This is a genomic window from Thiocapsa sp. C2-2m, assembly GCF_041903745.1.
Taxonomy (GTDB): Bacteria; Pseudomonadota; Gammaproteobacteria; order Chromatiales; family Chromatiaceae; genus Thiocapsa; species Thiocapsa roseilacustris.
The window spans coordinates 1-14,860 of the sequence record NZ_JBBWVD010000064.1 but is presented as its reverse complement, the minus strand read 5'-3'; the positions used below and the strand labels follow the sequence as shown (position 1 = coordinate 14,860).

General features: G+C 61.6%; 13 protein-coding genes and 2 pseudogenes. 8 read left to right on the top strand and 7 right to left on the bottom strand.

Translation table 11 applies throughout. The annotated features are described in order from the left end of the window. Both AADX97_RS27325 and AADX97_RS27320 read left to right on the top strand, forming a co-directional pair. Nucleotides 1–494: pseudogene (locus AADX97_RS27325) on the top strand (hypothetical protein); the annotation flags it as partial. A 407-nt stretch (nt 495–901) separates the two neighbouring features. Continuing rightward, nucleotides 902–1,159 (top strand): glycosyltransferase, encoded by a 258-nt coding sequence (locus AADX97_RS27320; RefSeq protein WP_374237226.1) that lies wholly within the window; start codon nt 902–904, stop codon nt 1,157–1,159. 204 nt (nt 1,160–1,363) lie between these two features. On the opposite strand, the gene AADX97_RS27315 is transcribed toward AADX97_RS27320, so the two are convergent. Next, nucleotides 1,364–3,073 carry a hypothetical protein gene (locus AADX97_RS27315; protein ID WP_374238674.1) on the bottom strand — a complete coding sequence of 570 codons (1,710 nt, stop codon included), beginning with the start codon at nt 3,071–3,073 and terminating at the stop codon, nt 1,364–1,366. A gap of 167 nt (nt 3,074–3,240) precedes the next feature. On the opposite strand from AADX97_RS27315, the pseudogene AADX97_RS27310 reads away from it, so the two are divergent. Beyond that, nucleotides 3,241–4,115 (top strand): annotated as a pseudogene (locus tag AADX97_RS27310) (IS1634 family transposase); the annotation flags it as partial. 257 nt (nt 4,116–4,372) lie between these two features. Here AADX97_RS27310 and AADX97_RS27305 read toward each other — a convergent pair. The 3 genes from AADX97_RS27305 to AADX97_RS27295 all read right to left on the bottom strand — a co-directional run bounded on the left by AADX97_RS27305 (nt 4,373) and on the right by AADX97_RS27295 (nt 6,157). Beyond that, nucleotides 4,373–4,624: a hypothetical protein gene (locus AADX97_RS27305; protein WP_374237224.1), complete on the bottom strand. Its 252-nt coding sequence runs from the start codon at nt 4,622–4,624 to the stop codon at nt 4,373–4,375. After that, a complete protein-coding gene (locus AADX97_RS27300; protein ID WP_374237223.1) occupies nt 4,611–5,042 on the bottom strand; it encodes a putative toxin-antitoxin system toxin component, PIN family in 432 nt (143 codons plus the stop codon). Before AADX97_RS27300 ends, AADX97_RS27305 begins: the two co-directional genes overlap by 14 nt. A 248-nt stretch (nt 5,043–5,290) precedes the next feature. Further along, nucleotides 5,291–6,157 carry a transposase gene (locus AADX97_RS27295; protein ID WP_374237222.1) on the bottom strand — a complete coding sequence of 289 codons (867 nt, stop codon included), beginning with the start codon at nt 6,155–6,157 and terminating at the stop codon, nt 5,291–5,293. A 211-nt stretch (nt 6,158–6,368) separates the two neighbouring features. Between AADX97_RS27295 and AADX97_RS27290 the strand changes: the two genes are divergently transcribed. Continuing rightward, on the top strand, nt 6,369–6,788 hold the full coding sequence (locus AADX97_RS27290; protein WP_374237221.1) for a PIN domain-containing protein: 420 nt from the start codon (nt 6,369–6,371) through the stop codon (nt 6,786–6,788). Between the two features lie 76 nt (nt 6,789–6,864). Here AADX97_RS27290 and AADX97_RS27285 read toward each other — a convergent pair whose 3' ends face one another. The 3 genes from AADX97_RS27285 to AADX97_RS27275 form a co-directional block, all read right to left on the bottom strand. Then, nucleotides 6,865–7,992 (bottom strand): cytosolic protein, encoded by a 1,128-nt coding sequence (locus AADX97_RS27285; protein ID WP_374237220.1) that lies wholly within the window; start codon nt 7,990–7,992, stop codon nt 6,865–6,867. A 48-nt stretch (nt 7,993–8,040) separates the two neighbouring features. Next, on the bottom strand, nt 8,041–8,469 hold the full coding sequence (locus tag AADX97_RS27280) for a DUF29 domain-containing protein (protein WP_374237219.1): 429 nt from the start codon (nt 8,467–8,469) through the stop codon (nt 8,041–8,043). 217 nt (nt 8,470–8,686) lie between these two features. Then, nucleotides 8,687–9,715 (bottom strand): cytosolic protein, encoded by a 1,029-nt coding sequence (locus AADX97_RS27275; protein WP_374237218.1) that lies wholly within the window; start codon nt 9,713–9,715, stop codon nt 8,687–8,689. A gap of 687 nt (nt 9,716–10,402) precedes the next feature. Between AADX97_RS27275 and AADX97_RS27270 the strand changes: the two genes are divergently transcribed. The 4 genes from AADX97_RS27270 (at nt 10,403) to AADX97_RS27255 (ending at nt 14,823) form a co-directional block, all read left to right on the top strand. Further along, nucleotides 10,403–11,377 (top strand): Rpn family recombination-promoting nuclease/putative transposase, encoded by a 975-nt coding sequence (locus AADX97_RS27270; protein WP_374237217.1) that lies wholly within the window; start codon nt 10,403–10,405, stop codon nt 11,375–11,377. A 292-nt stretch (nt 11,378–11,669) separates the two neighbouring features. Next, complete coding sequence (locus tag AADX97_RS27265; RefSeq protein ID WP_374237216.1) at nt 11,670–13,445, top strand: AAA family ATPase; 1,776 nt, start codon at nt 11,670–11,672, stop codon at nt 13,443–13,445. 282 nt (nt 13,446–13,727) lie between these two features. Continuing rightward, nucleotides 13,728–14,054, top strand: a complete 327-nt coding sequence (locus AADX97_RS27260; RefSeq protein ID WP_374237215.1) for a helix-turn-helix domain-containing protein — start codon at nt 13,728–13,730, stop codon at nt 14,052–14,054. A 154-nt stretch (nt 14,055–14,208) separates the two neighbouring features. Then, a complete protein-coding gene (locus AADX97_RS27255) occupies nt 14,209–14,823 on the top strand; it encodes a transposase (protein ID WP_374239349.1) in 615 nt (204 codons plus the stop codon). The last annotated feature ends 37 nt before the right edge of the window (nt 14,824–14,860 follow it).

Here is a 14,860-nt window from a genome sequence, read left to right as displayed (position 1 = left end):
CCGCCGACGCCCATCGGTTGCCGGCGCAGCGAGACGGCAGGACAACCCCTCTGAAGGTCTGGGATCCGACCGAGACGATTCCATGGCCCGATGATCGCGGGAAACCGTGGTCCGTCCCCGGTTTCCCTACGAGCTGTGTTCTTGAGGTCCGCCGAATTGATGAGCAGGTCACCCAGAGCATCCCGGCCGGCGAGATCCCGATCACCCGTGTGCAGAACTACGTTGCCTTGGTGTCGAGCCGTGTTCCGACACCGGCCCCTGGCGAAGGTGTTTGCTTCCAACTGGCCGGTCACGGCGACAGCGGCGGGTCCCAGATGATCCGTCCGGGTCATCACTTTTGGCTCGACGACAGCCATGACCCGAATCTGATGCGCATGACCTGTCTGGGGCGGCTCGATGATCCGGCCTATACACGGGCCCCGACGCTTGCCGAAATCCGCGCCGTGCTGGGTGATGTCGCGACCTTGAAAGTCGCGCTTCCGACGGGGCCTTGAAACGGGCGTCGGCCATAGGCGGCGGGGCGCATGCTGCCCCGGGCAACCGATGTTCGCCGTGTTCGCCATCTCGAAGCGCCGCGGCGCTCAAGCCCGGAGGGACTCGACCGGTCACTGTTCATCAGACCGCCCCGTAGGGTCCGCTGCGCGGACCGACGACCTTTCCCGGAAATCGCCTAACCAGCGATCCCTACGTTTGCCTTTAGGCGATTTCCGCAAAATTCGCTACCGTAGGTTGTGCTGACGTCAGGAAGCACAACTTGCGCCGACGGTTGGTTGTGCCTCGCACGGCTCGGCACAACCTACGTCACTGGTACAAGGGTTCCCGGAATTCGCCTTAACACCCATCATTTCACGCGCTTCTGCCTATGCGACATCAGCCTTCGTTGGACCCCACCGAGATCTCCGTGATTGCTGTCGTGATTCCGGTCTTCAATGAAGGATCGGCGCTCGTTGCCAATTTCAAGGTCATTCATCGCTGTCTTTGCCAGGTGACCCGTTATCGTTTCCACGTCCTGATCGTCGATGATGGTTCCTGCGACGATACGCCGGCCCATATCCGATCCATTATTGAAGCCTATCCCGATGTATCGCTTGTGCGCTTGACCCGCAATTTCGGCAAGGAGGCCGCGATACAAGCAGGTCTGGCGTGTTTCGTGTCATGACCGGAATGGACATCCACAACCAATCGGATTTCAAATTATTGGATTCCCGGGTGTTGAAGTTCTATCGGTCTTTGCATGAAAGTGACCGATTTTTCAGAGGCTTGATTCACTGGTCCGGGTTTTCGCTCGCACGGCTGAGCTTCGAAGTGCCGGCGCGGGCGGAGGGTAGGCTGTTCAATTTCCCATTGGAAGGCCGAGAAATGTTCATGCAGTTTTCATGGCCGGTCTCAGGGCACGCCGACGGCGTGCGAGCATGGAGGGTCCGAGGTGCGTCTGGATCCATCGCTCGACATCAATGGTGCGCACCGTTGCCATCGCCTCGTGGATGACCGGGGCGGTGAGCTCGCAGAGGAAGGCCGGAATCAGCAGCACGAGCCTGCCCACTTCTTTGAGCGGGCCGCGGGCGGTGAAGGCTTTGTAGTGGCCGAAGACCGATTCGATGATATCGGAGGACGCCAGCCAGGTCGCCCCGTCAGGAAGCTTGGTCGCTTCGCGTTCGAGGTGCTGGAGCAGCCGCGTCTGGAAGTGTGCCACCGGGGCCGCCAGCGGTCCCTGCACAGCCAACTGCTCCAGCACCACCGCCGGTGTGGCGCGCGAGAGTCCCCGGGTTTTCAGGACCGTTTGAATGGTCTTGGACACGGCGATCGTCTGCGTCCACTCGGGCAAGCGCGCACGATACGGCAAGACCCAGGCAAACGCCTGGAGAAAACGCGCATAGCCCTGATCGGCCAAGCGCCAGAAGGTGTCATCCAGATCCTCCAGCGCCGTGGCGCCGGCCGCCTGCAGCGCCTCGCACAAGGCCGCACGCGTCTCATAGTGCGTTCCGATCAGGGCACGCAAGGGTTCGACACGCCGCTTGCCCCGGGCCGTGCGCAACTGCGCCCGGGCATTGGCGGTGAAGACGCACCGGCGGCCAATGGCGCTGAAGTCGCCCTGATCGTGGTAGCCGATCAGGCGCTGCGCCCAGTCGACATGGGCATCCATCGCCATATAGCGCGCTTTGGTGCGCTGGCGCGGCGGGAGCAGAAACGCCAGATCGGTTTGTTGAAAGTGACTCAAGGTCGCACCGGCCTGCTTCAAAAACCCTTGCCAGTGCGCGTCATCGCGCCAATGCGCCTTCAGGTGCGTGGCGATGGCATGGGAGATGTCATAGGTCTCCACACAGTCCGGCGCCTGTTGTCGAAACAGGGCGATGCCCTTGCGCACGTCGCTGCCGTGATCGGCGACGATCTGCACCGGCACACCCGTCCGCGCGCTCACCTGTTCCAGCACCGCGGCCACCCAAAGACCGGTACTCGTGACCGTCATCTCCACGGCCAGCACCGTCATGTCGCCATGCCGTGGCGAATAGCCGGTCTCGGCCAACCGGGCGACGGGAATGCCGAGCACGACCAAGCATTTCAGCGCACCCAGGCCCACCGTCTCATCAATGACGAAAATCCAATCGTCGCGCCGCGGCAGGGGGCGCTGCAAGCGGGCCAAACCCAACCGACAGCACCAATTCAGCACGGTGGTCGAGGCGGGAACACCCAGCGGCAGATAGCCTGCCAACAGGCGCAGCACCCCACTGACCCCGCGACAACCGAAGCTGGCGTGCAGGTACAACTGCAGGCTGAGCTGCATCACCTCCAGGGAATAATGGTGATTGGCAAGACGCGTCGGGACCCGCGCCATGGGCGGCTCCTCGCCACGTTCCGCGTCGGTTTCACCCCCGGATGCAGCGCTCGCCCGGGCTTGGCCCTCAGCCACCAAGGCTCGCGCTTTCCAGTAGGCACGGCTGTCCTCCAAGTCGCGAATGCGCACCTGCGCCGCACGCAAGCGCTTCTGCCGCTCCAGCGCCTTGGCTCTCCAGCGGTCGCGCGCGTCGCGAAACAGACGGAGCAGCCGGGACATGGGAGTCTTCAGATCGTTCATGCGCGTCGAACCTCAGATCGGATGCCCGCCACGTTGGGCACAGCGGTGTGCTCACAGATCCAAGAATTGTCTAGAGTTCGGCACGCTTCTTCAAGCCAGCTATCCGCTCTGTCCGCCAAACACCGATTCCGCATGAGCGATCGAGGGCGGTTTTGGCACAAATTGAACAATCTACCCTGGCCCTGATGCGTGCATCGGATCCCCCGGTGCATGACCTGGTGGGCACTCCCAAAGGGCGCTTGACCAAGCTGGAGAAATGCTTCCTGACCAAGCCCTGGGGCGCGGTGCGTGATCAGGTCACGGTCAAGCTGCTGGACCAAGAAGGCGAGTTGTATGTCCTGGCGCGGAGCGCCGGGCGGCAGGATAAGGAACGGGCGATGCGCCGGCGGCGTTTGAAGCGCTTATGCAAACGCCTGAAGGAATTGCAACGGCAAACGCTCAGCCGTGACGAGCTCTTATTCTCGGCGCGGCCAAGAAAGACGCCGGGCGCGCCTATGGATTGATGCGCATCCAGGTGCCCGCGCCCGATGAATCCGTCACTGCCGAAACCTTCACCTTTTCGCTCAATCGCAAGAAACTACGCCAAGTCCGCCGCCGTGAGGGCCGCTACTTATTACGCTCCAATCTCACCAGCAACGATCCCGTCCAACTCTGGACCTGGTATATCCAACTGACCGAAGTCGAACAGGCGTTCAAAGAGCTCAAAGGTGACCTGAGTGTTCGGCCGATTGACCACCAAGTGGATCGGCGCATCGAAGCGCACATTTTCGTCGCCTTCCTGGCCTATTGTCTCCAAGTCACCCTGAAGGCCCGTCTGCGCCCCCTCGCTCCGGGTCTGACCCCAAGGTCCGCCTTGGAGAAATTCGCCGCCATCCAGATGGTCGATGCCCATCTACCGACGACCGATGGCCGTACCCTCATTCCGAGCCGTTACACCGAGCCGGAGGCCGACCAGCAACTGCTGCTCGACCGTCTGGATCTGCAGCTGCCCGCGCAGCCGCCACCGAGGATCACCGCCGCGCTCCATGCCCTCATACACTAATCGCTTGTAGTGCCGACCTTTGCCTCTGCGGCTTATGCTGAACAATGGGTTACGCGCAAAATGGGCGCGAATAGTCGAAGACGGGCTAACGTCGGCGCGCCAGTTCCCGACCCTACTGATGAGGGAGGGCTGGCTACCGTGACCATGGTGCGGCTAGTGAGGCACCGCCAAACGAAAGGGGCGGCAACAGATAGGCTAAACCTAAAGTCGCGGGACGCCTGCTCTCTACTCTACCCGATGCCATCCCCCGGTTGTCGTCAGTCGATGTCGAGCTCATCTCCTGTCCGTGGCGATTCTCGGCCAAGGCGTTCCAACACATCCAGGAAGCGCGCTCGGTCGGCCCGTGCGGCGCGGTGCGTGAACACCTCTTCGGTCGCCAACGCGGCCACCTTCTCAGCCAAAGCGGTGTTGATGAACTGGTTCAAGCTCACGCCGTCACGCTTGGCGGCGCGGCGTGCCGCCGCCAGAATGCTCTCTGGCGAACTTAAGGCGTAGTTACTCTTGCTCATGGCGTAAATTCCTCGCGATCTCGGCTGGGCGGCAAAGCGTGATCCCAAATCGACCCGGTGCGCTCCCGAAGTCACGGATATTGAAGGTCACCAGATGCGTCGCCGCCGCATTTGCCGCCGTCTCCAGTACCATGTCGTCGTTCGCGTCACGGAGCTGCGGTCGCCATAGGTACCAGATTGGCGCCGGCCGCAGCACGCTGGCCAACTGGTCGAGAATGACGTCCATATCTTCCGCCGTGCCGCCCGAGCGACTCAGTGTTTCAGAGCGTTTGAGCACGGCTTCGTATTCCAGGAGCAGCGGTACGGATGCCGCCGCCGGCAAGCGACCGAGACCGATCTCATGAAGTAAGAACCGGGACGCTCCAGTCGGACTGACAACAGAGGAAACGATGACATCTGTATCGAGCACGACAATCATATGAGATAGCATATGAAAAAGCGGCGCAAGTCAACTGGTACCAATCCCGATCCGAAAGTCATGCCGCTACGTCTCAGCCTCGCTGTTCGCGCCAGTGAGGTGAGACGGTCTTGCTCGATTCAAGCCCCCCCCCGAATTGCAGGGAACTGCACTGATGGCGTCGATGTTGGATCCTGATGCGCCGTCGTCGAGAATGGGGAGCGTCCGGTGCAACCAAGACCACCGTGCCAACGGCGTGTAAGGCGTTGTCAGGTCCCGGCTTGGGCCACGTCGGTCAGCTCGGGTGCAGCGCGAATGATCTTGCTGATGCGCGAGCCGTGCAGCCCGAAATAGTCGCCGATCTCCTGCATCGTGTATCCGCCGCCGGCGTAGGCGGCTTTGATCGCCTCATTACGATCCGCATGCGCCCGCTCGTAATCCGGCAACGCACGCGGAACCGGACGACGTTTGGCTTGGGGGACCTCGCGCAGATCCCGGTCCTGCGGGATCTTCCGTTGCATGGCCTCGACGAAGGCCTCCGAGCCGAGAAAGACCTGCTGCTTGACGGACTCCCAAGGCGAGCGCTGCCCCTTGCCGGCAGCCACGAAGGACCGGTAACCCGCGACCGCGTCCGCTTCCGTCCGACCGAACGCCGAGAGGATCGCGCGCGTCTCAAGCCACTCTGGAGCCGCGTCCTCGCCGATCATCGCCCGATAACTGCTCCAAGGGTAGTCTTCCGGCGAGCGAACCATGCGCGCGCGGACCGGGTTCAGCACCACATATCGCGCGACTTCCAGAAGATACGCCTCCTTCTGAATCAGGATGGCCTTGTAGCGTCCCTGAAAGACATGCCCGACCCGTTGATGCACCCGGTTGAAACGCTGCGTGTAGACGCCGTTGAGCTCACGCATCCCTCTGGCGAGATTGCCGTCGGGCGTCTCGACGAGCAGATGGCAATGGTTGGTCATCAGACAGTCGGCGTGGATGACCCAGTTGAATCGCTCCCATACGCCTGCGAGCACATCGAAAAACATCTGCCGGTCACCGACGTCTCGAACAATGTCCTCCCGTCCGTCACCGCGCGAAGTGACGTGATAGAGCGCGCCGGCAAACTCAAGTCGCAGGGGTCTGGCCATGACTCCAAAGATAGCTCGGAAAAGGCATAAGTCAAGACCTGACCCCTGGACCTGTGACCCCTGGACCTGGATTTCATTGGCTATCTGAAGACCCGCCACGCAACGGATGACACCGCGACCGACCCCGAGGTCCGACTGGCCGAGCTGAGTGCCTTCTTCGGACCCTATCGCAAGGATCTCAGCGGCTTCGTATTCGATCGGGACGAGGCTAATGCTCGTTAACTTCCTCGACTCGAACGTCGTCCTCTACAGCCTGGCTAAAGACGACGCCAAGCAACTGAAAGCATTGGAGTTTCTGGCATCCGGCTGCGTGATCTCCACGCAAGTCATCAACGAGGTGGCCAATGTCATGCGGCGTAAGCTCGCCTATGACATCGACTCGATCCGCACCGTGCTCCTGCGGCCGATCCGAACGGCTCGGCTGCATCCCATTGCCTCCTCCACTATTTTGCTGGCACTCGATATCGCGCAACGTTATGGCTTCTCCTACTACGATAGCCTGATCGTGGCCGCTGCCCAGGAAGCGAATTGTGCACGGCTCTATTCGGAAGATCTCCAGCACGGGCAGGTTCTTGAATCCGGACTGACGATCATCAACCCCTTTCTTTCCGGGAATTCTACCGCCCGCTGACGCCGGCATCATGCCCAGGTATCGGATTGGCACCGGCAACGCCGGCACTCAACGGAACCCCTTTTGTGTATACGGTCTACGGCCCTAAGCACTGTCTCGCCACATCGGTAAGATCGTCCGCGCGCTCCGCCTGCGTCTGCACCGCCGTCAACCAGACCTCGCCATCTTCATCATCGAGCAGGGCTTCACCGAGCTGCTCGAGGGTCTCCGGCGCCCGAATCATCGCCAACAGTACAGCGGCGCGCTCGGCGACCGCATCTCCGAAGCGACGGCGGGCCAGGCGCTGGAGCAATGCACGTTCGGATTCCAGACCCCGCTCCAGACCCCGTTCCATCCCACGCTCCATCCCACGCTCCATCCCGCGTTCCATCCCGCGTTCCATCCCGCGTTCCATCCCTCGCTCCATCCCCTTGCGTATGCCGATTCGCTCGGCCGTGGTCACGTATCGCATCTGCTCTGTCTCTTCGATGGCCTGAATGGCCCGATGGTAGTCGTCCTCCAGCGGCTCGGGCAACGTCATCACCCAATCGATGAAGGCATACAGACTCAGCACCTCGTCGCGGCTCAGGCCACACCGGTACAGCCGCCGGGTCAGTGCGATCTTGCGATCCAGCCGAGCGGCCGGGTCGCGTTTGGTCGCGCTGGCGGCCAACTGCGCGAGCACGATCACCGCGAACGGATTGGTACCGGCCTCCAGCTCGGCCGTGCGGGATTTGAAATCCAGCAGCTTCACGACCGGAAACACCAACACCGCCTCGCAGCCCCAGAGGGCATGACGATAACGCTTCGGGCGCCAGCTGCGCCGCTCATCGGCCAAGATCACCAAGGTCGCCACCGGACGATCATAGCGATCCATCAGGCGTGAGTGGTAGGTATAGAGCCGGCGCGCAAACCCCGGATCCGGCTCGCCCTGCACCTCGGTGTGGATCAAGACCCAGGTCTCCTCGCCGCCGCGGCGCCAGACCTTGACCAGCTTATCGACATACCGCCGACCGACCACAGCACGGCGCGTGACCTTCTGCAGCTCCTTATCGAGAAACTCAAAACCGCGCGACCAATCGATGTCGGCCGCGATCGCCGGAAAGAAGAATTCCAGAAAAGGCTGCTGCCAACGGTCGAGCAGATCCTTCCACGGTGATCGACCAGATGCCCTGCGATGCCTGGTACCGGCAAAGGCGGGACCAGTGCGGCCGAGCAAGGCCACAATGGTGCCTATCCGCGGTCCCGCAAAAGGTCTGATTGCCGCCCTCCGCTACTTCGGTAACCAGTCCGGTTGAAGAATGTCGGACTGTGGCCACGGGCAATCGTTCGGGAAGGTATCCAACCCGGTTTCCAGGGTCGCAGCGGCGACGGCATCGGCCCAGGTTTCTTCCCACCAGGCCGCATCGCGCAGGATGGCTTTAAGGCTTGGCGTGCGCTCAAGACGCAGCGCAATCGCCCTGCGCTGGGTGCGAATCGTTCCTTCCCAACTCCTGCCGCGCCGATCCGACTGGTACTTCCATTTCAACAGATGGGCAAGCAACACGGCCATTCGGCTCGCTAGCTCGCGCTGCTCGCTCTTTCCCACGTCCTCGATCTCCTCGGCGATGTGCAGGATATCCAATCGGTCAAACTGTCCTTCTCGCAACAGGCGAGCCTGCTCGTTCGCCCAAGCAACGATATCGTCCTCGTAGGTTTGCATTGGATATCTCCCGTTCGAGCGCTCGGAACCGGCTTCTCGGCACCATTGCCTGCTGCACGATCATAGCGGGTGAGGGCCTGCATCGACACGGTTCCGGTGACCCGATCCGTCCCCTTGTTGTTTGAAAAGGACATGCCTCTTTGCCACCGTGATCAACGGGCCAGGCTTGTCCCAGAATGGTCATCATTTCACGGACTTTCGGATGCACGGAAGTTCACTATGCTGCCGGCGACCTGTCTCCCGCCCCATCGGTGATGTCGTCCGCGCGCTCCGCCTGCGCCTGTACTGCCGTCAACCAGACCTCGCCGTCGTCATCATCGAGCAGGGCTTCGCCGAGCTGCTCAAAGGTCTGGGGTGTCCGAATCAGCGCCAACAGCGCGGCGGCGCGCGCGGCGACGGCCTCGCCGAAGCGGCGCCGAGCCAGGCGTTGCAGCAGTGCGCGTTCGGATTCCAGACCCTTTTCCATCCCTCGCTCCATCCCCTTGCGCATGCCGATTCGCTCGGCCGTGGTCACGTATCGCATCTGCTCCGCCTCTTCGATGGCTTGAATGGCCCGATGGTAGTCGTCCTCCAGCGGCTCGGGCAACGTCATCACCCAATCGATGAAGGCATACAGACTCAGCACCTCGTCGCGGCTCAGGCCGAAACGGTACAACCGCCGGGTCAGCGCGATCTTGCGATCCAGCCGCGCGCTCGGGTCGCGTTTGGTCGCGGTGGCGCCCAATTGCGCCAGGACGACCAGCGCGAAGGAATTGGCACTGGCCTCCAGCTCGGCCGTGCGGGACTTGAAATCCAGCAGCTTCACGACCGGAAACACCAGCACCGCCTCGCAGCCCCAGAGGGCATGACGATAGTGCTCCGGGCGCCAGTCGCGCCGCTCATCGGCCAGGATCACCAAGGTCGCGACCGGACGCTCATAGCGATCCATCAGGCGGGAGTGATAGGTGTAGAGCCGCCGCGCAAACCCCGGATCCGGCTCGCCCTGCACCTCGGTGTGGATCAGCACCCAGGTCTCCTCCCCACCCAGGCGCCAGACCTTGACCAGCTTGTCGACATACCGCCGGCCGACCACGGCGCGACGCGTGACCTTTTGCAGCTCCTTGTCGAGAAACTCCAAGCCCCTCGACCAGTCGATATCGGCCGCGATCGTCGGGAAGAAGAATTCCAGAAACGAACGCTGCCAACGCTCGAGGAGATCCTTCCAGGGGGAATCATAATCGTCGCGATCGGCGGCGGGCGTGCGCATGGGCCTCTCCGAGGCGGGTTCGTGGTGTCACGAATCTTACCGCGAAGTACACATAGAGTTCATCCCGGTTTCCCCGTTCATGCCCGGGACTGCGCCGAACACTCGAAGCCTCGTTGGTCCGATCGGCCGCAAGCGACGCCGGCGAGCGTCGCGTCGCGACGACACCCCCGGGATAGACGAGGTGCAGTCGTCCTCTTCCGCTGTCGCGACGGCCAACGGCAACGACCGACAAGCGGCCGAGCCGACGCGACATCTTCCTTGACCACGACCGATCGTGCTTCTAGGCGCAGAGCGCCGCGGGGCATGCGTGACATCGCAGAGCGGGTGTCACGAGCTGGTTTGAACATGGATCATCAAACCGCCCCCTTTTTGGTCCGGTCTCGCAGCCCGACGAGGCGACCTGCGGTCTCGCTCATGATGCCGACCACCCAAACCGCTCGGAGACTCGTGACACCCGCTCCGCGGTGTCACGCAGGCCTGTGGCGCTCCTGCGCCAGGTGACGCGATGGCCGGAGTGACGAACACGGCCCGATCTCCTGGACAATAAATCGGTGCCCTTTTTGTCTTTGAAAATCGCTGGCTGAGGCATGACGCTAATCACCTTCGGACAAAACCGTGGTCTGTTCCCGTTTACTTTGCTTCACCGCAAAACCGAAACCACACCCACATCAATAGATCACCGCTGCCATGGACGAGATCGCATCCCCCCACGATACCTTCTTTCGCGAAAGCTTCAGCCGGCGCGAGATCGCACTGGATTTCCTGCGCTGGCACCTGCCGGCCGAGCTCCTCGCCGAGATCGATCTCGACACGCTCGACATCGGCAAAGACAGCTACGTCGCGTCCGATCTGCGCACCGCCTATTCGGACCTGGTGTATCGCGTCCAACATCGCGACGGCCCTCTGAGCGTCTATCTGCTGTTCGAGCACAAGAGCCGCCCCGAGCACTGGACGCTGCTGCAGCTGCTGCGCTACATCACCGCCGAAGGCGACCAACACCGCAAGCAACACCCCAAGGCCAAGCATCTGCCTGCGATCTACCCCCTGGTCATCTACCACGGCGAGCGTCGATGGCGCGTGCCCCGCAGCTTCCAGCAACTGGTCGCACCGCTGCCGCAGGCATTGATACCCTTCGTGCCGCAATTCACCTACGCCCTGGTCGACCTCTCCGCGCGTACCAACGCCGAGATCAAGGGCGACGTGCTCACGCGTCTGGTCCAACTCGCCCTGCGCTGGATCTTCGACGATCAACCCATCGAACGCCTGCGCACGCTGCTGGCGCTGATCGAGCAGGTGCAGGATCAGGACACCGCCGTGGCGATCTTGGAATCCCTGTTGCGCTACTATGTCAAAGGCACACAGCGCATCGAAGAACACGACGTACGGGAACTGCTCCAACAGTCAACCCACACCGGAGACCCCATCATGCAAACCTTCATCGACCGTTACATTGAACAAGGCGTGCAGCAGGGCTTGCAGCAGGGCGAGCTGCAGGGCGAGCAGAAAGGCGGAGCAGCCATGCTTCTGCGCCTCATCGAACGCCGCTTCGGCCCGCCCAGTGAGCAGGTCCGCGAACGCGTCACCCGGGCCGACCCGAACACGCTGCTGCAATGGTCCGATCGGATACTCGATGCCGACAGTCTTGATGACGTGTTGCACTGATGGCGACCTGCCGCTCGCGTCGGCGGCCTTGATCTTGATCGCCTGATGAGAAAAGGCACGAGTCAAGACCTGACCCCGAGGTTGCTGCAAGTCGTCGAGCAACCGGAACGCGGGATCGATGTGCGCGCCATCGTCCTTGACAGCGCCCCCTACGGCGCGAGACCGGTTGGGCGCCGCGTGTCCAGTTGGGTGACGGGCTGAAATGCACCTGGACCTGGGTGTGCCAGCAGCATGGTCTTCGCCAACCAACAAACGAAACGGCCATGATTCACGACGCGCGGAGTTTTCCAACATGCGATTTCCCTATGGTCTGAGTGATTTCGGCACCCTGATCGAAGGCCAATACTGGTACCAGGATCGCACCGATCGTCTGGCGGTCTTGGAAGATACCGGACGCCAGTTGATCTTTCTGCGCCCACGCCGCTTCGGCAAGAGCCTGCTGCTGTCGATGTTGGAGCACTACTACGATCTCAACCGTGCTGACCAGTTCAAGCGCATGTTTGGCGCACTTGCCGTTGGTCGCAATCCCACATCGCTGCATAACCAATATTTCATCCTCAAATGGGATTTCTCCCTGATCCCGACCCATGGCGAGATCGCCTATATCGAGGCGGCGCTGCATCAGCATATCAATGACCGTATTCGTCAATGCGTCGCTGATTACACGGCACATTGGACGCGCGATATTCCGCTGCACCCGAACAATGCCCTGTCCTCATTCGAGTCCCTTCTCGGGGCCGTGCGCGCCACACCGCACAAGCTCTATTTACTGATCGACGAATACGACAACTTCGCCAACGAAGTGCTCATGGCAGCCCGTCCCGGCAGCCAAGAGCGCTATCAGACCCTCTTGCAGGGTGAGGGGCTGTTCAAGACCGTGCTCAAGACGGTCAAGGCGGCAGCAGGGGGCTTGGGTTTGGATCGTGTCTTTATTACCGGTGTCTCGCCGATCGTGCTCAGCGACATGACCAGTGGCTACAATGTCGGCGAGGACATCTTTCTGCTCCCCCAGTTCAACGATCTCTGTGGCTTTACTGAAACCGAAGTCGCGGCGGTGCTGCACCAACTGGCCGATGAAGGCGGCGACTGGTCGACCGAGGGCGCGCTGGCGACCATGCGCACCTTCTACAACGGCTATCGCTTCAGCGAGGACGCCACCGAGAGTCTCTACAACCCGACCCTGAGCCTCTACTTCCTCAAGGCACTGGAGCAACAGGGACAGTATCCGCGCCGCATGCTGGATGAAAATCTCGCCATGGATCGCAACAAGCTGATCTACATTGCTCAGCTGCCACAGGGCGAAGAACTACTGGTTGACGCGCTGAGCGGCGATGACCGCGTGACGGTGCCGGAGCTCGTGCAGCGCTTCGGAGTCGCCGATGTGCTGGCGGCGGTGAAGGATCAGCCCTTCATGGCCTCGCTGCTGTACTTCTTCGGCATCCTGACCTTGGCCGGAGAGGGACCACTCGCGGAGCTGGTGCTGCGTATCCCCAATCTCGTGGCGCGCGGACTCTATGTCGAGCGATTGCGCGAGCGCTGGCTGCCCGCGGGCGATGCGCGCGCGGCCAATCGTGCCACCGAGCCGCTTTATCTGCGCGGCGATCCAACGGCGCTCTGTGATCTGATCGAAGCGCAGTATTTCCGGGCTCTCTCTAATCGCGATTACCGCTGGACCAATGAACTGCTGGTGAAGTTCGCCTTTCTCACGCTCGTGTTCGACGACCGACTCTACATGGCCGTCTCCGAGCTCGAAACCGACCGCGGCTATGTCGATCTGGCGCTCATCCTGCGTCCCGACAAGCGCCAGCTTCAGGCGCTGGATCTGTTGCTGGAGTTCAAGTATCTGAGCCTGAAGGAACTGAGCCTGAGCGGCGAGCAGGTGAGAGAACAGTCACGCGAAGCCCTCTCGGCGTTGGCGCCCGTGGTCAAGAAGCTCAATGAAGCCGAAGCTCAGGCGCGCATCTATGGCGCTAAACTGAAACAGCAATATGGAGTTCAACGATTACACGCCCTTGCCGTGGTCGCGCTTGGAGTCGAGCGTCTTGTTTGGCGTGTCGTGAACGTCTGATAGAAACATGCGCCAAGTCTAAACCGCGTCCAGAGCGACATGCGTTATTTTCATGTTGTGTCGGGCCCGAGGATTTTTCCGACCTTTTTGGAGACGCGGTTCAAAACTTAATAATTTTTAATACTTTAAACCGCGCCAGCTCCGGCAGTCATCGGAGCTGGCGCGGTCGATCCACTCCAACACATGACGCATACCGCACCGGGCGCGGTTTAGTACCGCACGCTGATAATTTTTAGGATCATCGCCAATCGATCTCCTCCTGCTTTAGGTGAGTGACAGACGATGGCCCGTCCAGCCCCTTTGATTGATCTGACCGACGAGCAACGCACCCTGCTCGAAGGGATCTCCCGAAGCCGCGAAACCGCCCACAGCCTGGTGCGGCGCGCGCGGATCGTGCTGCGCGCCGCGATCGAGGAGAGCCTGTCCGACCGCCCGCGTTCGGGCAACCCGGGCGATTCCACGGCGGAGCAGATCTGCCGGATCATCGCACTGGCCTGCGAAACCCCACCGGACCCCTTGACGCATTGGACGCGAGACGATCCGGTGCGCGAGACGATCGCACGCGGTATTGCTTCGACGATTTCGGCCAGCACCATCGGGCGTTTTTAAAATCAGGCGGACCTCAAGCCGCATCGCACCCGGTACTGGCTCAACCCCAAGATCGAGGACGAGGCCACTTTCCGGGAAGAGGTGCGCACCGTGTGCAAACTGTACCATCAAGCGCGGGTACTCCATGAACAGGGGGTGCATGTCATCTCCACGGATGAGAAAACCGGCATTCAGGCCCTGGAGCCGATTCATCCGTCTCATCCGATGCGTCCGAGCCATCCCGCATCCCGAGGCGGTCGAATTCGAGTACGAACCCCACGGCACCCAAGCGCTGATCGCGAATTTCGAGGTCGCCACCGGGCGCGTCATCGCTCCCTCCATCGGCGACACCCGCACCGAAGCGGATGTTGTGGCCCATATCGCCGCCACCGTCGACACCGACCCGCAGGCCGACCGGATCTTCGTCCGTGATCAGCTCAACACGCACCAATCGGCCAGTCTGGTGGCGTTCGTGGCGCAGCGCGGCGCCATCGACGTGGATCTCGGGCGCAAGGAGAAGGAGGGCATCCTGAAATCCATGGCCTCGCGCGCCGCCTTCCTCCAGGATCCCACGCACCGCATCCGGTTTGTCTATACCCCGAAGCATTGCTCCTGGCTCAACCAAGTCGAGATCTGGTTCGGCATCTTGACCCGTCGACTCCTCAAGCGCGGGCGCTTTGCCTCCACCGAGGAACTCAAGCAACGAATCCTCGCGTTCATCGAATTCTTTAACCAGACCCGCGCCAAACCGTTTCGCTGGACCTACATCGGCAAGCCGCTGATGGTGTGATTTATCCGGTTCATTTCCCGCGTGATGTAGGTTGTGC